This is a genomic window from Aquimarina agarivorans (genome assembly GCF_000218485.1).
GTDB classification, from domain to species: domain Bacteria; phylum Bacteroidota; class Bacteroidia; order Flavobacteriales; family Flavobacteriaceae; genus Aquimarina; species Aquimarina agarivorans.
In genome coordinates this window covers 129,464-151,068 of sequence record NZ_AFPB01000142.1, presented here as the reverse complement: position 1 = coordinate 151,068, position 21,605 = coordinate 129,464, and the positions used below count along the sequence as shown (strand labels likewise).

Sequence of the window (21,605 nt, the reverse complement as noted above, 5' to 3'; positions counted from 1 at the left end):
GTCCAGAATTAAGAAATAAAGAATTGTCAATTAGTACTTATGACTATGATTTATCTCATTTTTATTCTCAAGAAAATATAAATGATATCAAAACAAAATGTTTAGGAAATTTATGGGAAGTGAATGAAAATGAGTACGAGCTTAAGCTTTATGCAGAAGGTAGGATTGTTACGTTAGAAAGAATTAATAAATTTAAAAATGCAGGTCTTATAACTGAAACAGAAACTAATTACTACAAATATGACTTGAAATTACATAAACCCAAAGGAAGTACTGATTTTGAAATTATTAGAAAGTAACAAGGTAAACTAATATGGTTAAGGATATATTTTTATTTTTATGTATTGGATGTATTACCGCTTGCGCCCAAACCGCAAAAAATACTACTATACTTGCAAGTACTTTGCAAAACAGTAACCCAAATTACCTATGCAATACATGTTAATGCCAAAACCCCTTTTGAAATTTTTATAGACGATATTCCTTTAGAGCGTTTTTATGAAAGTGGCATGAATACCACATTAGAACTCAACCCTTATTTATTAAGTAATGGCTTACATAAATTAAAAGTCCGTTATTTGCCTTTAGAATCTGCTAGAGATGGGTTATTACAACTAGGAGATATGTGTTTTTAATAAGGATGCTAAATGGAATATATTCTTTGTAAGTTTTATAAAAGACAATACCGACTTTAAATTATTTTATGCGCTTACCACTTGTAGTGAAAGAGATACCTTGTTGCCCATTTGTACTTATCATAACCGCTTCAATAATTGGTTCATTCAAAGACGATTTGATTTTCCAGTCAAAAATAAAATTTGCACCAGTACCGCCTTCTCTATCTATACCATCAATTACAATTTGTACAGTTTCCATAGGGTTGATAAAAATAGTCTTGTCAAAATAAATGCGTATCGCTTCTCCCTTTGTGTTGTAGTATACTGCCTTATCGATATATATCTTGTCTTTAGAGTTTGGGTTGTGCAGACTTACTGTTGCCGTTAAATCTACTTGGCCCTTATCATTACGCATAAATATCTGAGAATAAACAGATAGAAATGTACTTCCATTATCTAAAGAATCTGGTAATGCTTTTTTTACCGTTCTCATTTCCCATTGATTTTTATCTGTAGAACTTAATTTTCTTGGTTCCTCACAAGAAAATAATAGAAATAAACATAAACTAAGGGTAATAAAATATTTCATAATGGTATCAATTTTTAAGGGTTGTAGAAAAATATATAAAGTCAATATATGCTCCATCAATATAAAATTTTTACTCCAAAATATATTATATTAGTATTCAGTTTTTTCAAATTCAATGAGTTTTTTTTAGATTAATTCAAGCTTGAGGAATAATTTAAAGACTAGGTAATTATTCCTCAATTTTTTTCAATTTCATCTCACTTTGGGTGATAAGTAAAAAACCTCCGTTAGAAACGGAGGCTTTGATTTTCAGATTAGCCCATAGGGGCAACACGTCTGCGAATAGGAAAATCTTGGATTTGAGTTACAGGATAAAAGCCTTTAGAATGTAATCGCTTTTGAGATTGTTCGGCCATCGGTAATGGCTTTTCTTCTAAAACTAGTGTTAATTTATCATTAGATTCTTTGGCTTCTATAATATAAAAATATTCTAAAATCCCTTCGGGTAAAAAGTAAGCAAGTAGTTCTTTGGAGTCCAATTTATTGTTTTTTACAAAAATCTAAAATTTTACAACACTCCACAACTTTTCGGGTTGATCCCTCTTTAGTACTTCTTCCTAATTTTAATAGTTCAATTATCATCACTTTAAAATCTATTGAATGTTTGCGTTTTGCCATAATTCAAATTTATTAATTATAGGCTTAGCAAAATTGTACCAACAAATGTAGTTACTCCAGAATATCCTTAAGATTAAAACGACTCATATTGTAAGTTATTTTTTAACTAGGCTTTATAACCATTAGCTTATAATTCAAAGATAAATTCTTTAAATTGAAAAAAGTTGAACAAATTATAAAATTATGAGCTTTAAAAAAATTATGTTTACTGATATAGACGGGGTTTCCCGAGGTAAATATATTTCTGAAAATAAATTTAAAAAAAATAATTCATTAGGTTTTTGTGACGTGGTATTTGGGTGGGATTTACACGATGAATGTTACTCCCAAGATAGCTTAACAGGCTGGGAAAAAGGTTTTCCCGATGCTATATTTACTATAGACGAAAAATCTAAAAGAACGGTTAATGAAGCTAACTGCGATGCACTTTATTTTGGAGACTTTAGTACTGATGAAAATTTCAAAAATGTTTGTCCTCGTAGTTTATTAAAAAGTATTTTAAAAGCATATGAAAGCCTAAATTTAGTACCTAAAATTGGCTTTGAATACGAATGGTTCAATTTTAAAAAAGATGTTGAAAATCTTGAAGGCGTCACCTCTGGTATGTTTGGATATTCTTTGAATCGCCTTTCTGAAAATCAAGCATATATTGACGAAATTTTAAAAGTAACAAAATCATTTGACGTGTCAACCGAAGGGCTTCATACCGAAACAGGCCCAGGCGTTTACGAGGCTGCATTAAGTTACACCGACGCATTAAAAGCTTGTGATGATGCCACTTTATTCAAATCTATAGTAAAAACTACGGCTAAAAAGTTTGATTTTTTAGCTTCGTTTATGGCAAAATGGAATGCAGAGCTTCCTGGTTGTGGAGGTCATATCCATATAAGTATTGAGAATAAACAGGGGCAAAATATTTTAAATTTTTCGAATAATAATAATTTGGATGCTACGACATCTAATTTTTTGGCTGGAGTACTTAACGCAAGTCCTGCTATGCTCCCCATTTATGCTCCTACAATTAATAGCTATAAACGACTACAACCTGATTCTTGGGCGCCAACAACTGTAAGTTGGGGATATCAAAACAGAACTACAGCAATTAGAGTAATTAGTGAATCTTATGTGAATGACCATATAGAAATGCGTATTCCTGGTGCTGACACTAATCCCTATTTAATAGTATACGCAGTGCTTGCTTCAGGTCTTCATGGCATTAAAGAGAAGCTTGACTTAAAAATTAAAAATCAAGTCGGAAATGCTTACAAGAATACTACACTCGACAAATTATCTAATAACTTAAATGATGCGATAACTGTAATGGAATATCATCCTTTAACTGCACAATTATTGAACCCTGTATTTTCCGAACATTTTATAAAAACACGCAAATGGGAAGTGGAAAAATTCAACAAATCTGTAAGCAACTGGGAGGTAAATCGTTATTTAGAAATTATTTGATATGATGAACACGGATTATAAGTTAGTTATCGAAAAAACTTGGAACGAGTTTAACGGTAAACAAAAAATAGAAAATATTGAAGATATAAGTGCTAATGTATCTACTAACCGAGTTTTTCGAATCAATTTAGTAAATGAAAGTCCTATAATTGCCAAGTTGTCGCAATTTGGAGAACACGAATTTTTCTTGGAAGATCATGAAATTATAAACAGTTTAGCTAATAATTTAAGGTTTCCTCATGATCATTTTATAGCTCGCTCTTTAAATAAAGAAAATAAAATATTTTGTAAACGATATAAAGATCATATCTCTAATGTGTGGATCGTTTTTTACAACCCTATTCGTATTAAAGAAAAGCCCCCTAAAATATTTACAGAAGCACAAATTATAAAATCTGGAGAGCAGCTGGCTTATTTTCATAAATCTTGTTCTTCTATATTAAATGAACTCCCTGTTTCTATTAAAACTATGGAAACGGATATTATTGATTTAAAAAGGGAATTACATACAAAGCCAAAATATAAAGAAGCCAATTTTATCGTCAAAGAAATTGAAAAACAGTGTAATACTTTCTTAGAAAACTGTGAAAAAATTGGATTACATCAAATGGAGAAAATTCCTGTTTTTGTAGATTGGAATATTGGTAATTTTTCAGTAGATAAAAAATTTAGATTTTTCTCGCGATGGGATTACGATTGGTTTAGAATGAGTACTCGAGTGATGGACTTTTACTTTTGGTCTAGAGTGGTAAGGGCTGAAGGAGATCAAGATACTTTTAGTTATACTATTAACCCTATGTTAGAAGATCGCTTTATTATTTTTTTAAAAGCTTACCACAAGATTTTTCCTTTAGAAAAGAATGAAATTAAATTTATAAAAGAATCATATCGTTTTTTTCTACTTCATTACGTAGTCCATTTAGGGGATTATTTTTTTAGAGATACTCACGCAGGTAGACTTAAGAAAGAAACTTTTGCTTCTTATTTTAGTTCAATAGATGAATTTGACACTGATAAAATCATCAATACTTTATTCTAATTATGGAACATGATATTCAATCTTTTAAAGAATTATCGAAAAATTATAAGGTTATTTTTTTTGACTCTTTTGGCGTACTAAAAAATGCTGATGGAATTATAAATGGTGCTCGACAAACTTTTGAAAATTTAATTCAATCAGGCATTGATTATTTTATACTTACCAATGACGCTTCAAGAAGTTTAGAACATTTAAGCCAAAATTTTAAAGAAATTGGTTTTGATAAAGACATCCCATCTGAGAAAATAATTTCCTCTGGCATGATGGCATATGAGTTTTTAAAACAAAAAATTAACTCAGGACGTGTGGTTTACGTAGGCACAGAGCAATCTGCCACTTATATCAAATCCCTTGGTTTAGAAGCCGTTTCTATTGAAGATATAAATTTTGAAGAAGCTTACTTAAATACCATTAAAGCTTTAGTTTTTTTAGATGATGAAGGTTTTGAATGGCGTACTGGAATAAATAACTGTGTAAATTTATTACGAAAAATTAATATTCCTGTGATAGTGGCGAATACTGATACTATTTACCCTACAAATAATAATAATATTTCTGTAGCCATTGGTGGTATCGCTGATTTTGTAGAATCTATTTTAGGTAGACATTTTATAAAATTTGGAAAACCTGATATTCAGATTTTCAACTATGCTTTTGAACATATTAATAAAGGAAAACAGATTTATGAAAAAAGCGATATTCTTATGGTCGGTGACACTTTAACAACAGATATTATTGGAGCCAATAAATTTGGTATTGATACTGCTTTAGTACTATCTGGCAATACTATTAAAAGTAAAGCTGAAACCGTAATTAAAAGTTTAGGTATTGCACCCGATTACATTTGCAATTCTATAAGAAGTTAAACGATTCTTCACAAAATAAGAAAGCGCTTAAAAAAAACTATTTTAAGCGCTTTTTGACTTTTATTAAGCAAACACGAGCTGATTTAAGTAATACTAACAATAGCTTTATCCACACTCGTGTTGCTTAACGAACCAAAAATTATTTACCCTTGTTTAGCCAAGGTTTATAGTTCTTATATTTTGGTCCTGCCAACTTTTGCCTTTCATTTGTTCCATTTATAATTACTTTCTTTCTAACAACTTTACTAGTATCTTTCCAAGGTTTATAATTTTTATATGCTGGTCCTGTTAAAGCTTTTTTCTTATCAGTTGAATAAACTACTGTGGGTGCATTATTATGTTTCCAGTATTTATAATTCTTATACTTTGGCCCTTGAAAATCACTTCTCTTTTGTGCAAATGCTCCTAATGATATTACTAAAAATCCTAAAATTAAAACTGCTTTTTTCATGACTATTACTTTTTTGGTTCATACCAAAATTACGCCCGAATAAGCCTTGTTAGGAATACGAGGATTTACCCATTTTACATCCGTATTTATACGGATTTTTTAACAACCATCACAAAATCAAATTTTTAAAAAACACAAAAAAAGAGCACCTCTTAAATATTTATAAAAGGTGCTCATTAGAAAAACTATTATGAGCTTATAAAGCTTCTTTATTATTATCTATAAAGCTAAAAATAGATAATATCTCAAATTTAACTGTTATTTTTCCAAGGCTTATAGTTCTTATATTTTGGCCCTGTTAACTTTTGTCTTTCATTTGTTCCATTTGTAATAACTTCTACTTTTGAAACTTCTTTGGTATTCCTCCAAGGTTTATAATTTTTGTAAGCAGGACCTGTTAATGATTTCTGCTGGTCAGATGAATATACTACTGTAGGGGCATTATCATGTTGCCAGTATTTATAATTCTTATATTTTGGCCCTTGAAAATCACTTCTCTTTTGTGCAAATGCTCCTAATGATATTACTAAAAATCCTAAAATTAAAACTGCTTTTTTCATGACTATTACTTTTTTGGTTCATACCAAAATTACGCCTGAATAAGCCTTGTTAGGAATACGAGGATTTACCGATTTTACATCCGTATTTATACGGAGTTTCTACTAACATTAAAATTATATTAAATTAATTTTAGCTGCTTTTTTTATAAGTTCGGCAGTATTTTTAACCTCTAACTTCTTTAAAATGTTGGCTCTATGGGTTTCTATAGTACGTGCGCTTACAAATAATCTGGATGCTATTTCTTTTGTAGTGAGCCCTTCTGAAATTAATCCTAACACCTCCGTTTCTTTATTTGATAGGATGTCCTCGCTTACACTTTGTACAGACATAAAATTGATCATTTTCTCAGAAATTTCAGCACTAAAGTATTTACTTCCTTTACTAACCATACGAATCGCTTTGGTCAGTTCTGTTTCATCAGCATTTTTCAATAGATAGCCATAAGCACCACTTTTAGCACACTTGGCGATATAATTGCCATCATTATGCATCGAAATAACTATAGGTTTGATTGTAGAACTTAAATTTTTCATTTCTTTTAATACCTGAAAACCATCCATATTGGGCATAGTAATATCAAGTAATACGATGTGAGCCTCTATATTACTTTTTAAAATATTCATGAATTCAATTCCATCTTCAACACTTTTGATCACTTTAATATCTTCATGCTTACTTAATAATTCTGCTAGCCCTTTTCTAAAAAGTTCGTGATCATCGGCTATAATTAGTTTTGTTTCGTTCATAAGTCATTTTTTATAGGAAATTCTATTTCAAAGGTAGTTGTCCTACCTTGTTCCGAATTTATAACGATAGTTCCATTACAAATTTCCACTCTTTGTTTTATGTTAATAATTCCTGATCCTAATTTTGCCGTTTCTAATTTAAAACCAATACCATCATCGAAGTAAAATAATGACACAAAATCGTTAAATTCAGAGAGTGTAATTCTTATATTTTTTGCTTCAGAATGTTTTAATGAATTATTTATTAATTCCTGACTTATTCTAAACAAATTAATTCCTTGATGATTTGTGATTTTACTTTTACTATGCTTAGTTAAGTCTTCAAATTCAATACTTATTTTTGTAGAATTTTCAATACTTCTTACAAAATTTGTAAGTGTAGCTCCCACTCCAAAATCATCGATAGACGAAGGCATTAAAGCGTTAGACATTAATCTAACTTCAGAAATGGTACTATCCACTATAGTTTTCATTTCTATCTTTTTCATTGGATCAATAATATTGTTCTCTACATAAAACTTCAAAGAAGTCAAATGAGGTCCAATACCGTCGTGAAGTTCCCTTGAAAGACGCTTTCTTTCTTTCTCCAATCCATCTAATAGTAAACGTTTGGTTACAATTCTACTTTTTTGTTCGTTAGTTCTAAATTCCAATAGTTTATCTCTCATAGCAATTAGACTTTTTCCTAATTGGTCATTGGAACTTTTTGGAGTGTAATTAGAATTTAGGTTCATATTACCTATTTGATTCGAAAAGTTCACCGCACCTCTTAAAGAATCCTTCAAATTCGCTAAAGCATCAAACATTTCTTTTATTTCAATTGAATTCTTTTTAAAGTCATCGCTTTGATTATAATTTCCCATGGCCATAATCTTCAAATTCTTTCGCATGTTTTTGACAGGGTTTGAAATCATTTTAGTTAACAATAGAGATAATAATACTGCTACAATAAGAATACCTAACGTTAATACAAAAAGTCTATATCTTAATTTTTTTAAGGGTAAAGTCACTTCATCAACATCAATTTCCGATAAAATAACTAATTCAAGATATGAAGTTTCTAGAGGACTATATACACTATATACGTTCACTCCTCTGTAATCCTTGAAAACCCCTCTACCTTTATTTCCTGCCAAAGCATCAATTACTCCTTTGGTTTTGACTTTTACCTTATACGGGTTTTTATCTGGAAAAAATCTAGATTGAGATCTTAAACAATAATCCGATCCAACTAGGTAAGACTCACCGCTTTCTCCCATTCCCGTCCGTTCTAATAGAATTTTTTTTAATTTATGGTAAGGGATGATTTTTACTATTGAACCTTCATTAGTAGATTGGATAAAACCTATAGAGGTTTGTTTTTCTTTGTGGTATGGTGTTAAGTCGTGAATTCCGTCCAATGAAAGAATACTATCTGGTATTTTAAAATTTGTATCTAAATCTGCTGTATCGATTTTTTTTACGTTCAAAAAATCGTTCCATTCAGATTGTATTAAGTTTTCAACCTGAATCTGTTTAAGTGTCTTAATCGAATTTAATTGCAATAAGATCCGATCATTTAAAACCTTAGAAAACTGATTATAAAATAATAATGATAATATTAATACTACAAAACCAATTAAACTATTGATGATAATAAGTATTAGTGTTTTAATGCTCATTTTAAGCTATTACTGAGACAACTCGGTTATTTAAGGCTTTGTTTTAACTCGATAAGATACTACAAATATAACAACAATACCTACTATAAGTAATGTGTAAATTTCCATACTAGAAATAATACTATTGACATCTAACGATTTTTGAGCTATACTTGTTATGTCTCCAATCTCAGAAACTTGAATGAGAACCAAATTTTTCAAGTCTGACTGTAATGCATCAATAAGAGTGAGCAGGAATTCTTATTACCATTGGCTAAAGTCAAAAGATAATATTAACGAAACATAACTCCATTTGAACAATAGGATTACCAGTATATTCTATGAAAATAAAGAGATTTATGGAAGTACTAGAATTCAAAAAATATTAGCAAAAGAAGAACTTAATTACAGTGTTTCTTACATTGGTCGATTAATGAATCTACTTGGCTTAAAGAGTATTTTGAAAAAGAAATTTGTGATCACTACCGATTCAGATCATACTAATCCAATAGCAGAAAATATTCTGAATAGGGAATTTGATTGTGAAGAAATAGGAAAAAAATGGGTGTCTGACATTACTTACATACCTGTGGCAAACCATTGGAATTACCTAACAACAATAATAGATTTAGCAGACAGAAAGCTAGTTGGGTGGTCTTTAAGCAAAGACATGACCACAGAAAATACAGTTTACAAAGCTTGGTTAAATGCTAGAAATAATAGAGAAGTTAAAAGAGCTTAATTCACTACTAAAAGGACCATGGCATAAAACATCCTCTAAAATTGAAAAAAATGTAGAGTCGTTTGAGGATTATATTTCTTCAAACCGTACTCTGCTATGATTTTAACTAAACGAGGTCATTTATAAAAATATCAAAAACATAAAAACCCCTTGAAAATTAAGGGGTTTTGTCGTAGCGAGAACGGGAATTGAACCCGTGACCTCCGGGTTATGAATCCGACGCTCTAACCATCTGAGCTACCTCGCCGTTTTATTATTAGTATGCTAAAAAGGCTATCCTTTAGCGGGTGCAAATATATAAAGATATATCAATTCTCCAAAAAATAAATTGTAGTAATTTTTTTATGTTGGTTTTGCATTGTCAATAATTAATCTATATATTGTTTGCTTAACATTATAATTGATTATGTCTAGTAAAATTAAATATGAATTAGAATTCATTATACATGCATCTCCCCAAATGCTATACAGCTATATTTCATCACCTTCAGGTTTATCCGAATGGTTTGCTGACAATGTAAACTCTCGTGGTGAGATGTTTACTTTTATATGGGATGACAGCGAAGAAGAAGCAAAATTATTATCTAAAAAAAATAACGAAAAAGTTCGTTTTCAATGGGTAGATGACGAGGATGAAGATTATTTTTTTGAAATCCGTATTCAAGTTGATGAAATTACTAAGGATGTTTCTTTAATGGTTACTGATTTTTCTGATGATGATGAACTAGAAGAAAATAAAATGCTTTGGGAAAATACTATTGGAAATTTAAAGCAGGTTATTGGATCGGTATAGAAACAAAAACTTTTTATAAATGTATATTTGTCCCTTTTTTAAGGGACTTTTTTATGATTAATTTTAACGGTGAAATTATTTCCAATGCAAAGGCTAATTTGAGTGTTTTTAACCGGGGTTTTGCCTATGGAGATGCTGTTTTTGAAACTATACGCGTTAACGGTGGGGCTATTTTATTTTGGGAAGATCACTATTTTAGGTTGATGGCATCCATGCGGATTTTAAGAATGCGGATTCCCATGAACTTTACTTTAGAGTACCTTGAAAAGCAAATTTTAGATACCATTGCTGGTTACGGGGTAGTTACTAATCAAAGTATACGTGTAAAATTAAGCGTTTATCGAAATAGTGATGGATTGTACACTCCAAAAGAGAACAGTGTAGGTTTTTTTATTAGTATTGCTAAAATTGATCAGCCATTTTACAAGTTAAATTCAATTGATAAAAAGGAATACGAAGTTGAACTTTACAAGGATCATTTTATAGCAAAAGATATCCTTTCTACTTTAAAAACGACTAATAGAGTGTTAAATGTATTATCAGGGATTTTTGCGAAAGAAAACGGTTATGCAAATATGTTATTACTCAATACTGACAAAAAAGTTATTGAAGCAACTAATGGCAATATATTTCTGGTTAAAGGTTCAACAATTAAAACACCACCAACAGCAGATGGGTGTATTAATGGAATATTAAAAAAACAATTATTGCGTATTCTTAAAGATGCTAATGAATTTACATTAGAAGAAACTTCCATAGCCGCTTTTGAATTGCAAAAGGCAGATGAATTATTCGTTACAAATGTTATAAGTGGAATTACATCAGTCTCAAAGTATCGTAAAAAACTCTTTTCGACTGATGTAACTAAAAAAATCGTAAATCTGTTAAATGCAGATATTCGTTTAAAAAAGTAATAATATGCTATTTAGTTATCGGAAGGATTATCAGGTGAATTTACCCACAATAAATATTCTCCGCCCAAATCAATCATGTATTCCCTCCAAAAATCTTGAGTAGGTTTTGAAATCATATCGCATAGGTTAGAATTTACTTCAACCCAAAGGTTTGAATTCATTTCTTCATTTAATTGATCTGACGACCATCCTGAATACCCTAAAAAGAATTTAATATCCTCTGGTAAAACTTCTCCTTTCATAATTAGATCAGCAACCACATTAAAATCACCACCCCAAAAAATGCTGGAGCAGATTTCAACACTATTTGGAATTAAATGGGGGATTTTATGAATAAAATAAAGGCTATCCTGTTCCACTGGACCTCCATTGAAAATTCTGAATTCATTAGTAATATTAGGAATTACATCAGCCAAAGTGTAAGTTAAAGGTTTATTCATTATAAATCCTATAGAGCCGTTGTCGCTATGGTCGGCAATAAGTACAACGGAACGCTGAAATGATACATCGCCAATAATAGAAGGCTCGGCCACAATAACACTTCCGGTCTTTGGTTTAGTTAATAACATTTTTAATAGTAGTTTTGTTTAGTATCTTGAGATTTGTTTTGGTTACATAAATTTAGGTTAAAATTCAATATAAAGCAATTTTTGTTGAAATAATCACATCTATTAGTCTAAAAAATTAGCATATGATTTGTTTAGAATGTTTTAGGAGTAAACAATTATTAATTGTTTATTAACAATTTTAGGATATCTATTCACTTTTAAGCGTACTACTAATGAATAATTTGTGGCTAATACGTTAAGTAATTCGTTAATTTAGTTTAATAACTTGGTATTTCAATACATTTTCGAATCAAAATTATATCTGTAAAATTGTTAATTTTTAGTGAAGTACCTTAAAAATAAAATAGCCAGATTAATAAGAGCTGTTACTTAACTTTTCTTATTTTTAAAAAAATCCCGAACACTTATTCATTTGACAAATGTAAATTAATACACGCTTACTATAATTATCAGGTTATATTTGGATTATTCAATATAAAGTTCAAAAGCATCTTTAGTTAATTCTTTAGTATCCGATACTTGAATTAAGTTGTTGCCTTTTTTTAATAGGATATTATCAAATTCTACAACCATAGTGTCGGAATTGCAATTGGTGCAATTTATTTGCTGTCCGTTAGCAGTTAATATTAAATTGGTTTGATTGGAATATACCTTTATTTTTTGTGTAATCCCTTTACGGCGATTATTCCTTTTTCCAACAATATGTGTCGTTGGTGTTTCAGACCAATTGGCTTTATAAAAGTAGAAGGCATCTTTTTTAATCTTTCGATCAAAGGTTACTAAACCTTTGTGATTTAAATTAGGAATACCACCTCGATTCCAGCCAGCAACAGAAAAATCAAACATATTCCATACGAAAGAACTCCAAATAAAAGGACGATCTTTTAAAATATCCCATGTAATTTCATGGTACTTGGTTTGTTCTGGTTCAGGGAAGTAATTTCCATTTGGTTTTTCTAGCTTCGAAATATCTTGTTGATAAATATTTCCTCCAATTCCGTATTCGCTAATCCCTACGGGGCGTTCAGGATATTTCTGATGATATTTGTCTAGCCATTTAGCCATGTCAGGATACGTTCCATAATACCAACCATAATACTTATTCCAAGCTTGAAGATCGGTGAGATTACCCATCTTTGATTCCATACCACGGTCGCTAGCCGAAGTTGTTAATCGAGTAGGATCCAGTTGATGCGCCAGTTCATTAAGCTCTTTTGTTAACACAACACAAGCTTCATCGGGGCTTTTCCAAGCACGTACTTCATTCCATAATCCCCAAACATATATGCTTGGATGATTGTAATTTTGAAGAATCAATTCTTTTAATTGTAGTTTCGCATTTTCACCCTCTCGACCGCTATAATCATGAACGAAAGGAATTTCAGCCCAAACCAATATCCCTTTTTCATCTGCTAATTGATAAGTTAAATCCGAATGCTGGTAATGTGATAAGCGAACAGCTGTTGCACCAATTTCTGCTACCATATCAATATCTTGTTTATGGTATTTTGCTAGTAAGGCAGGGCCTTCATTTTTCCACTCTTGATGCATACAAACTCCGTATAAGCGATAAGGTTTTTCATTAAGTATCATTCCTTTGTCAGGATCAATTTTATATGATTTTAAACCAAAAGTTTGACTAATTTTATCTTCGTTACCTTCTACAGCAATGCTAATTTCCGCAGTATACAAATATGGATTTTCTTTTCCTTGCCAATATTTAGGCTGCTCAATAGTCAATTGGGTTGTAATTGTAGAATCTTGTTTAAGTGTAGCAATTGAAATTTCACGATTAGCTATAGATTGATTTTGTTTATTTTTTAAGTCTATAATTAATTTCCCTGTTTTATTTTCTTCTATCGATGAAATATGAGTTTTTACTTCGACTGTAGCTTGTTGGGTGCTATGTTCTTTTAGTGTTACAAATGCCCCTGTTGATCCAAAATAATCAGGCTTTATTGTTGTGTTGGCTGTAGCAAATAGCTGAACAGGTCTATAGATTCCTCCATAATGATTAAACAATTTATCGTTTACAGGAATGCGTTTGTAGTTAGGCTCATTCGTAACCTTAACAGCGATCGTGTTTTTGCCTTCGTATTTGATATAATCAGTAATTTCTATACAGAAAGCAGCATAACCACCGATATGTTGTTCTACCAATTTATCGTTTACAAATACATCAGCTTCTTGCCCAACCGCTTCGAATCGTAAAAAAATACGTTTTTCGTTCATTTCGGCAGGAAGTATTTGTTGGGTACGGTACCACGAATTGCCACGATAATAGCCCACATCGTTAATGGCATCCATGGAATAGGTGTGCGGCACCGTAACTTTTTCCCATGTAGTATCATCGAAATTAGTTTGATTGGCATTATAAATAATTCCTTTTTTGAACTTCCAATCGCTTAGGTTTAACGTTTCTCTATGTTTTAGAAATGGGTGTTGAGAAAAAGCCGTAAACGTAGCGGTGTAAAATAGTAAAAGTAAAAACGCTTTGATTTTAAACATGCTAAAATATGTCGATTTAATTAGTAAACAAACTAGGTAGCCACAGGCTAATTTCGGGGATAAAACTAACCAATAGCAACACTACTATCATTACAATAAATAGTGGGGTTAATGGCTTCAAAATTTTGGATAGTGAAACATTGGCAATTCCCATTCCTACAAATAATACCGACCCTACAGGAGGAGTACAGAGACCTATACACAAATTCATAACCATAATAATTCCGAAGTGGATAGGGTTTATGCCAAGGCTTGTAACTATCGGTAAAAAAATAGGAGTAAAAATGAGTACCGCAGGAGTCATATCCATAAAAACTCCTACTATTAACAATAATAAATTAATTAAAAGTAGTAATAGTATTTTATTAGAAGAAAATTGTAATAAAGCATCAGTAATAGCTTGCGGAATATTTTCAAAAGCCATTACCCACGACATACTCATTGAACAGGCAATTAGTAGTGTAACAACTGTGGATGTAGTTATTGAATTTAATGCTATACGTTCTAATTTTTTACTACTTAATTCTTTATATATAAAAGATAAAATTAATGCATACAGTACCGCAATTCCTGAAGCTTCAGTAGCTGTAAATACACTAAACACGATTCCGCCGATTACAATTACCAACAGCAATAAACTTGGTACGGCTTTAATAAATGTAGTATACAAATCTTTTAAAGTTGAATTTTTTCCGCGGGGATAATTTTTCCTGCAATTTTTCCACCTTGAAAATTACCAATAGCATTTGCAAACAAGTCATTATCTCGAGGATTAAGATTGTATAAAATGGTTTTTGCCAATTGGTCAGCACTGTCCATACGATCTAAAAAGTGCATTAAAGCATGCCCTTGTAAAACATCGCTCATAGAGTCGAAGCCTGTATCGGGACCTAATTTATTTTTTGCTCTTGAATTATTATTTCGAACAACTCCTATATGGAACTGTTGCGTCCAGTTTTTTTTATGGTATAACTTGCATACTTCAATAAGAAGATAGGCTTGTGTATTTTCTTTTTGTTTTGGGGTAAGTTGTTGCTTGTTTAAAAATCTTTTGAAGCTTATTTTAGCTTCAATTTCGCTTGTTAATTCAGGAAATTTCTCGAAACTGATATCTGATAATCTGCAGCCATTATTATGAAAATAATCTATTCTTTGCTGTAAAGCTTCTAATAAATCATCAGTAGATTTAATGTTTATTTTAGTAACACCACTTAGCTTATTGATGTAGGATAAATCAGAAATACTAATTGCAGTTTCAGGTCGAAAAGTGGGGAAAACCTTTGTGTACGCGTTGTTCTTTTTGATGAATTGATGATGCGCTAAATCATCAATAGGATCATCAGTAGTACATAAGGCTTCTACGTTTTTTTGTTTCAAAATCCCTTGACAACTCATATCTGGCTTTTGCAGTATAGCAGATGTAATTTCGTAAATGCTACTAGCGTTTTCTTTATTCAGTAACTCATGAATATCGAAATACCCTTGTAGTTCTAAATGAGTCCAATGATACAGCGGATTTCTTAATGTATAAGGAACAGTAGCCCCCCATTTTAAAAACTTTTCTTTGTCAGAGGCGTTTCTTGTAATATAGTGTTCATCTATACCGTTGGCACGCATTGCTCGCCATTTGTAGTGATCTTCATTTAACCAAGCTTGCGAAATATTGGCATATTGACGGTTATTAGCTATTTCATTTGGTGGCAAATGATTGTGGTAATCAATAATAGGCATTTTGGAAGCAATATCATGATAAAGCTTCTCGGCAACCTTATTGGTCAATAAAAAATTAGCGTCTAAAAATGTTTTCATGAAATCATAGATTTTCTGATTCCTAATTCTAAACCTCTTAGTTCAGCAAGTCCTCTTAATCTTCCTATCTCCATATAACCAGGGTTTCCTTTAGTTTTCAAGTCGTGCAGCATTCGGTGACCATGATCGGGCCTAAAGGGCATACGCAAGTCACTTCTACCATTTAATTTGCGTCGATTTTGTTCCTCTATTAAAGCTTTCATAACCCCAAACATATCAATATCACCATCTAAATGATCGGCTTCATAAAAGCTTCCCTCGTCATCTCGTTTAGTAGCTCGCAGGTGTACAAAATGAATTCTGAAACCAAATTCCTTAACCATTTCTATTAAATCATTGTCTTCACGCGCACCAAATGATCCAGTACAAAATGTAAGTCCGTTATTTGGGTGATCTACGTTTCTAAATAAATCTCTAACATCTTTGGCGGTACTCATTACTCTAGGTAATCCTAAAATGAAAAATGGTGGGTCGTCGGGGTGAATACACAAACGAACTCCCGATTTTTCGGCAGCAGGTGTAATTTCCGATAAAAAATAATACAAATGCTCTTTCATTCGATCGACATTAATATCATTGTAAGAATCTAGAAGTTTTTGAAAATTTTCTAAAGCAAATTTTTCATCGATTTCATAGCCTTTAGAAGAACCAGGAAGCCCCGCAATAATACTATCAGTAATTTGCTTTTTTTGTAGTTCACTTAAATTATCAAAATGTTTTTTAGCTTTTTCTATTTCTGTTTTAGAATAGGTCTCAATAGCACCTGGTCGTTTAAGCAAATACAATTCGAAGGCAGCCATGTCCCATTTGCTATAGCCTAAACAAGTTGATCCGTCTTTAAATGGATAATCAAGGTTAGTCCTAGTCCAATCAACAACAGGCATAAAATTATAGCATACAGTATCTATACCACATTCTCCTAGGTTAATAAGCGTTTGCTTATAATTTTCTATATAAGTCTTAAAATTACCTGACTGTCTTTTAATATCTTCATGTACAGGTACACTTTCAACAACACTCCAACGAAGTCCAGCTTTCTCAATAATTGATTTTCGAGTTTGAATTTCCTCAACAGACCATACCTCACCGTTAGGAATATGGTGTAAAGCAGAAACTATACCTGTAGCTCCAGCTTGTTTTACGTCGTTTAGACTTACAGGATCAGTAAGTCCGTACCAACGCCATGTTTGTTCAAATTGTTCCATAATTATACGCCGCTAAAGGCATTAAATCCACCATCTACAGGAACCACGATACCTGTTACAAAAGCCGTTCCGCTGCCGCATAGCCATTCTAATGTTCCTAATAAATCTTCTGGATTTCCAAACCTACGCATAGGTGTTTGACCGATAATTGTATTTCCTCTATAGGTAAGGCTTCCATCTTCATGCGTTAATAGCTTTCTATTTTGTTCACTTAAGAAAAAACCTGGTGCAATAGCATTTACTCGAATATTTGCAGAAGCAAAATGTACAGCCATCCATTCTGTAAAGTTTGAAATTGCAGCTTTTGCAGCACTGTAAGCCATAACTTTTGTCATTGGAGAAAAGGCACTCATAGATGAAATATTAATAATACTACATCCTTCTTTGCCGATCATGTCTTGTCCGAATATTTGTGAGGGTAAAAATGTACCTAAAAAATTAATATTAAATACATTACCCACCGCTTTATGATCTAAATCAAAAAAAGTTTTCCCTGCTATCTCATTTTCACCAAAACGCGTATTTGCTGTAGTAGCTTCGGGATGATTTCCTCCAGCACCATTAATTAAAATATCACAAGTGCCAAGGCGGTCAATAATTTCGCTGTGTACTGTAAGTAAGGCTTCTTTATCCAATACATCGGCAGCATAGCTTAGTGCTACACCACCAGCTTCTATAATTTGTTTTTCAACAGCTTCAAGTTTGCTTATGGTTCTACCTAATAGTACAATTTTAGCACCTAATTTACTCAAATGAATTGCCATTTGGCTACATAGAACTCCCGATCCACCAGTGATTACGATTACTTTATATTTTAATCTCATCTATTATAACTTTAGGTTGAAACGAATTAAGGGTTTCGGGCTTCGATTCTTTTGCGTTGTTCTGGAGTTAACCCTTGACTAAAATATAACTCATTTGGCAATAAAATATTAGATTTTTTCAAACTTGGATCATTTACCTTTTGACTCAAATCACAATCAAATCTGCCTAATTTAGTATACATTTTATTCCAATTATTTCCAGCATTAATAAAATGGGAAAGCCCCCATGTAATTCCATCACCATCTTTGTCATCGTCAAAAGCGTCAGGAGAATAAACACCTGCAGCTGTAGGCAATAGTTGTGTAACAGAGGCTATTTGAAAATTGACCCAATCTTTGGCATATTGAATGGTATAATGTTCAATTCCATCAGTATTGGCAATGGCGGCAACACCTTCTTTAAATGGAAAAACTATAGTTTCATGGCCTGAGTTCATTACTGGATTTAATGGATGCTTAACAAAAGGACCTTCAGGATGATCTGCAATAGTTACCCCCCAAGCATCCCAAAACTGACGATTAGCATCGCGTTTATCCATACCGGATTTATAATAAATGTAAATTTTACCATTATGTACCAATGGATTCGGATCGTGGATAACACGATAGTCCCATTCATTTTCCTTACCAAATGGGATCACTACGTTGTCTAAAGCAGTCCAAGGACCGTCAGGTGAATTTGCCCAGGACAAAGCAACAGGACAAATGTCATAGGCATCTCTTTTTTTGTCATATTTTCCACTAGGAGCATCAAACGCCTGATAATATAAGTAATATTTGTTTTTGAATTTTAAAATGTCTGCTGTGGCTACTGAGCGCCACCCTGGATTAGGTTTTGGAGGTCTAGGTACGGCTACACCCTGTTCCTTCCAAGTAAAACCATCAGTACTGGTTGCATACCAAATTTCAGCTAAATCCCAATCCTGCGATGGAATTTTATCAGTGGCATTTTCAAAACCTTGGGGAGCAGTTTCAGTATGCCGATGAGTGTACCAAACGTAATATTTTCCATTTTCTTTAATAATCTTCGAAGGATCTCTCCTTGAAATTGTGCCATCGCCACCGTGGTAGTCAAATCCATTAAGTTCGGTGTACTTAAAATTGGAGTAAAGTTCGTTATCTAAAAGCCTAGGAGCTTCATATACTTCAAAACTGCGTTTAATGGCAGCACTTAATGACCTATCCTGCTTTAAATTTTTTAAATATAACGGGAAAGGTTTATTCGAAGTTTCTTTTGGGCTTTTCGTGTTAGAAATAGCTTCTTTTTTTTGTGATACTACACAAGAGGGAAGTAAAAAAACAGGAATAATAATTGAAAAGATTAATTTTTTCATACATCGTTTTCGTTAGTAATTGAGCAATCAAAGGTGCTAATTAAGTTTATTAATTCATATTTATCTATATTTAACGTAGCTTTAACGGTATGTATAACCGTTAATTGAGCTTTTAAATCGCTGAAATTATTGGTCTTATGACTTTAGAAGAAAAAAGAGCTATTGTTTATAAAATAAGTAAAAGTGACTCATTTTTAAATGCGCCAACAAGTATTTCTTTACTTCATTATTTGTTTGAAGCAACACAGAATAAGAATGATTTGAAAGAAATGGTTATTGCTTTGGAGTTTTTTGGAACTAAAGATCCCGGAACACGAGTTCGTGTAAATGTGTATAATTTAAGAAAAAAATTAAATAATTATTATGAAAAAGAAGGAGCTAATGATGCTTGTCAATTAAAAATTGAAAAGGGGCAATACAAGGTTACTTTTGAAAAAAATGGTACAAATGAAATCATTCCTTTGGTCAAAACAAGGAGCAAAAAAATTATATCTCTTTCAGCTTTATGTTTAATTATGGGCTTAGTTCTTTTTATGAAGATTAAATCGCCAGTTTCATCCATATGGAAACCATTTTTTTCGAACGCAAAAAAAACAAATCTAATTGTTGGGGACGTTTTTGGGGTTATAGGGAAAACAATTACCGGTAATAAAGGGTGGACTAGAGATTATTCAATAAATACAGTTGAGCAATTTTACTCCTTTATTGATTCGCATCCAACTTTAAAAGATTCAATAGCTCCACCGCCTTATAGCTATGTGAATCATACGGCTGTAACAGGAGCAGTTGCTTTAGCCAATTATTTTTCAAGTTACGATAAGGGGTTTAATGTTCGATTTTCTTCAAAAACCTCTATTGAAGAAATTAAAGCGCATAACAACATTTATATAGGTTCAATTAAAAATGAAAATACATTTATTAATTTATTTAATCAGGCAAATCCCTATTTTAAACTAAAGGATAGTTTGTTGTTTTTTTCTAATCATCCAAAGTTGAAGGATACTGTTTTTAAATTTCCTTACAGGGTAGATAATGAAGAGTTGGCAATTGTTTCAAAAATAAAAGGATATGACGCTACAGTACAACTCTTATTTTTTTCTAATCATGATATTGGAATAAATGCATGTGTTAACTATTTTTCGGACAAAAATAAGTTAAGTCAATTTGAGAAGATATTAGGGGAGGGGACATATTTTACCGCAATTTTTAAAGTAAAAGGTGCCTTAAGGTCGGATACCAATATAGAATTATTGAAAAATATTTCCTTTGACTAGATAAATGTGTTATTTGATTTAGGTTGTCAGAGTTACATTTTTGTATTTATTTTGATAACTTTTTGCCATTATAATAATGGACTTTGTTTATTTCTTAGGTCTTGTTTTAACAATTCAACGATGCTGTTGTAAAGGTTGGTTTCTTTTTCATGAAATTGATGGGAGTTTTCAAAAAAAGCTTCCAAACAAACTGAAAATAATTCCATAATATTTGTTCCACCGTAATCCCTAAGTACTACATTTTTTTTGGCTCTGATTTTTTCGAGCTTTATTAAAGCAAAGTGTTTCCATCTACTAAATGCTTTCACATTTAAAGCCCTTCTATAGCGTAAATTTTTACGGCTATCCTCCAATATAATTGCATGTCCAAATTCATGAATAGCAAGGTTTAAAGCGTTATCACTCACCTCAAAACCTGCTTTAACTACTGGCCAGCATAAATTTATTGTTTTTGTAGCAAAGTTGGTATCACCATTAAAAATCAAATCCGAATGAGAGTAACTATAAGGAGCAGGAGTTATATTGATAAGTTTAAACACCTTTAGCTTGTCCTTTTTTAATCCAAAAGTAATTTGAGCAAAAGCACTAGCTATTAAAATTTTCATCGATTTCTCAACTTTAAAATTTCTGTCCGAGTCAAAGTCAATATTATTTAAAAAATAAAGTGTTTTAATCCGGAATTTTTTTTGACATGAAAGTCTCAAACCAGTATAATACGCATTGTTTTCGCTCAGGACATGATGACAGAAGTCATGTGAGCTTTTGAAAACAAAAAAACTATATATTTTTTGTGAAATAAGCAATATTAAGTAGGTTATGAGTTAATTATAATTAATGAACTTTAAAATTTAGTAAATATTTTAAACGTCTTGCCATTATCTCATATTAGTCAGTAGTTCATACTCGATCTTACATCAATCATTAGTAATCCTGATATTTTTTAGCTAGATACCTAGTAGACAGTATGTAAAGTAATTTTAAATAAAATGCTTGTCATTACTTTATGTTCACTTTAACTTAAATTAGTCAAATAAAATTCAGGATT

The 21,605-nt window shown here is 31.6% G+C and carries 21 protein-coding genes, 1 tRNA gene and 2 pseudogenes; 9 read left to right on the top strand and 15 right to left on the bottom strand.

Translation table 11 applies throughout. From position 1 onward, the window contains the following. Positions 1-299 (top strand): annotated as a pseudogene (locus GMC_RS21680) (hypothetical protein); the annotation flags it as partial. 93 nt (positions 300-392) lie between these two features. Further along, positions 393-635: a hypothetical protein gene (locus GMC_RS0109300; RefSeq protein WP_010521872.1), complete on the top strand. Its 243-nt coding sequence runs from the start codon at positions 393-395 to the stop codon at positions 633-635. Between the two features lie 61 nt (positions 636-696). Here GMC_RS0109300 and GMC_RS0109295 read toward each other — a convergent pair whose 3' ends face one another. Both GMC_RS0109295 and GMC_RS19585 read right to left on the bottom strand, forming a co-directional pair. Then, the gene (locus tag GMC_RS0109295) at positions 697-1,206 is read right to left on the bottom strand and encodes a DUF3124 domain-containing protein (protein ID WP_029489693.1); all 510 of its coding nucleotides are present in this window, start codon (positions 1,204-1,206) and stop codon (positions 697-699) included. A gap of 254 nt (positions 1,207-1,460) precedes the next feature. Further along, the gene (locus GMC_RS19585; protein ID WP_010521870.1) at positions 1,461-1,685 is read right to left on the bottom strand and encodes an ISAon1 family transposase N-terminal region protein; all 225 of its coding nucleotides are present in this window, start codon (positions 1,683-1,685) and stop codon (positions 1,461-1,463) included. Between the two features lie 322 nt (positions 1,686-2,007). Between GMC_RS19585 and GMC_RS19580 the strand changes: the two genes are divergently transcribed. From GMC_RS19580 to GMC_RS0109270, 3 genes are read left to right on the top strand one after another with little or no spacing between them, the layout of a single operon-like run. Then, the gene (locus tag GMC_RS19580; protein WP_010521869.1) at positions 2,008-3,285 is read left to right on the top strand and encodes a glutamine synthetase family protein; all 1,278 of its coding nucleotides are present in this window, start codon (positions 2,008-2,010) and stop codon (positions 3,283-3,285) included. 1 nt (position 3,286) lies between these two features. Beyond that, positions 3,287-4,324 (top strand): hypothetical protein, encoded by a 1,038-nt coding sequence (locus GMC_RS0109275; protein ID WP_010521868.1) that lies wholly within the window; start codon positions 3,287-3,289, stop codon positions 4,322-4,324. Positions 4,325-4,326: 2 nt separating this feature from the next. Then, positions 4,327-5,190, top strand: coding sequence for an HAD-IIA family hydrolase (locus GMC_RS0109270; RefSeq protein ID WP_010521867.1), 864 nt, complete (start codon positions 4,327-4,329; stop codon positions 5,188-5,190). A 139-nt stretch (positions 5,191-5,329) separates the two neighbouring features. On the opposite strand, the gene GMC_RS0109265 is transcribed toward GMC_RS0109270, so the two are convergent. The 4 genes from GMC_RS0109265 to GMC_RS0109250 form a co-directional block, all read right to left on the bottom strand. Continuing rightward, positions 5,330-5,641, bottom strand: coding sequence for a hypothetical protein (locus GMC_RS0109265; protein ID WP_010521866.1), 312 nt, complete (start codon positions 5,639-5,641; stop codon positions 5,330-5,332). A gap of 251 nt (positions 5,642-5,892) precedes the next feature. Then, a complete protein-coding gene (locus tag GMC_RS0109260) occupies positions 5,893-6,201 on the bottom strand; it encodes a hypothetical protein (protein ID WP_010521865.1) in 309 nt (102 codons plus the stop codon). A gap of 114 nt (positions 6,202-6,315) precedes the next feature. Beyond that, positions 6,316-6,948, bottom strand: a complete 633-nt coding sequence (locus GMC_RS0109255; protein ID WP_010521864.1) for a response regulator — start codon at positions 6,946-6,948, stop codon at positions 6,316-6,318. Beyond that, positions 6,945-8,609: a sensor histidine kinase gene (locus GMC_RS0109250; protein ID WP_010521863.1), complete on the bottom strand. Its 1,665-nt coding sequence runs from the start codon at positions 8,607-8,609 to the stop codon at positions 6,945-6,947. Before GMC_RS0109250 ends, GMC_RS0109255 begins: the two co-directional genes overlap by 4 nt. Before the next feature lie 292 nt (positions 8,610-8,901). Here GMC_RS0109250 and GMC_RS19575 point away from each other — a divergent pair. Further along, positions 8,902-9,324: pseudogene (locus GMC_RS19575) on the top strand (DDE-type integrase/transposase/recombinase); the annotation flags it as partial. 179 nt (positions 9,325-9,503) lie between these two features. Here GMC_RS19575 and GMC_RS0109240 read toward each other — a convergent pair. Beyond that, positions 9,504-9,577, bottom strand: a tRNA-Met gene (locus GMC_RS0109240). Positions 9,578-9,736: 159 nt separating this feature from the next. On the opposite strand from GMC_RS0109240, the gene GMC_RS0109235 reads away from it, so the two are divergent. Beyond that, positions 9,737-10,123 carry an START-like domain-containing protein gene (locus GMC_RS0109235; protein WP_010521861.1) on the top strand — a complete coding sequence of 129 codons (387 nt, stop codon included), beginning with the start codon at positions 9,737-9,739 and terminating at the stop codon, positions 10,121-10,123. 53 nt (positions 10,124-10,176) lie between these two features. Next, positions 10,177-11,037: an aminotransferase class IV gene (locus GMC_RS0109230; RefSeq protein WP_029489692.1), complete on the top strand. Its 861-nt coding sequence runs from the start codon at positions 10,177-10,179 to the stop codon at positions 11,035-11,037. A gap of 11 nt (positions 11,038-11,048) precedes the next feature. On the opposite strand, the gene GMC_RS0109225 is transcribed toward GMC_RS0109230, so the two are convergent. The 7 genes from GMC_RS0109225 to GMC_RS0109195 all read right to left on the bottom strand — a co-directional run bounded on the left by GMC_RS0109225 (position 11,049) and on the right by GMC_RS0109195 (position 19,286). Then, complete coding sequence (locus tag GMC_RS0109225; RefSeq protein WP_010521859.1) at positions 11,049-11,606, bottom strand: YqgE/AlgH family protein; 558 nt, start codon at positions 11,604-11,606, stop codon at positions 11,049-11,051. A 465-nt stretch (positions 11,607-12,071) separates the two neighbouring features. Next, a complete protein-coding gene (locus GMC_RS19570) occupies positions 12,072-14,114 on the bottom strand; it encodes a glycoside hydrolase family 2 protein (RefSeq protein ID WP_010521858.1) in 2,043 nt (680 codons plus the stop codon). Positions 14,115-14,130: 16 nt separating this feature from the next. Continuing rightward, positions 14,131-14,784: a TRAP transporter large permease subunit gene (locus tag GMC_RS21250; protein WP_094766278.1), complete on the bottom strand. Its 654-nt coding sequence runs from the start codon at positions 14,782-14,784 to the stop codon at positions 14,131-14,133. Positions 14,785-14,789: 5 nt separating this feature from the next. Next, entirely contained in the window at positions 14,790-15,923 is a 1,134-nt protein-coding gene (uxaC, locus tag GMC_RS19565; protein ID WP_010521856.1) for a glucuronate isomerase, read from the bottom strand. Continuing rightward, positions 15,920-17,128, bottom strand: coding sequence for a mannonate dehydratase (uxuA, locus tag GMC_RS0109205; protein WP_010521855.1), 1,209 nt, complete (start codon positions 17,126-17,128; stop codon positions 15,920-15,922). Before uxuA ends, uxaC begins: the two co-directional genes overlap by 4 nt. 2 nt (positions 17,129-17,130) lie before the next feature. Further along, entirely contained in the window at positions 17,131-17,952 is an 822-nt protein-coding gene (locus tag GMC_RS0109200; protein ID WP_010521854.1) for an SDR family oxidoreductase, read from the bottom strand. A gap of 26 nt (positions 17,953-17,978) precedes the next feature. Then, positions 17,979-19,286, bottom strand: coding sequence for a glycoside hydrolase family 117 protein (locus GMC_RS0109195; RefSeq protein ID WP_010521853.1), 1,308 nt, complete (start codon positions 19,284-19,286; stop codon positions 17,979-17,981). 137 nt (positions 19,287-19,423) lie between these two features. Between GMC_RS0109195 and GMC_RS0109190 the strand changes: the two genes are divergently transcribed. After that, positions 19,424-20,560, top strand: coding sequence for a hypothetical protein (locus GMC_RS0109190; RefSeq protein WP_010521852.1), 1,137 nt, complete (start codon positions 19,424-19,426; stop codon positions 20,558-20,560). A gap of 68 nt (positions 20,561-20,628) precedes the next feature. Here GMC_RS0109190 and GMC_RS0109185 read toward each other — a convergent pair whose 3' ends face one another. Continuing rightward, on the bottom strand, positions 20,629-21,294 hold the full coding sequence (locus GMC_RS0109185; protein ID WP_040472500.1) for a zinc-dependent peptidase: 666 nt from the start codon (positions 21,292-21,294) through the stop codon (positions 20,629-20,631). Positions 21,295-21,605: the final 311 nt, after the last annotated feature.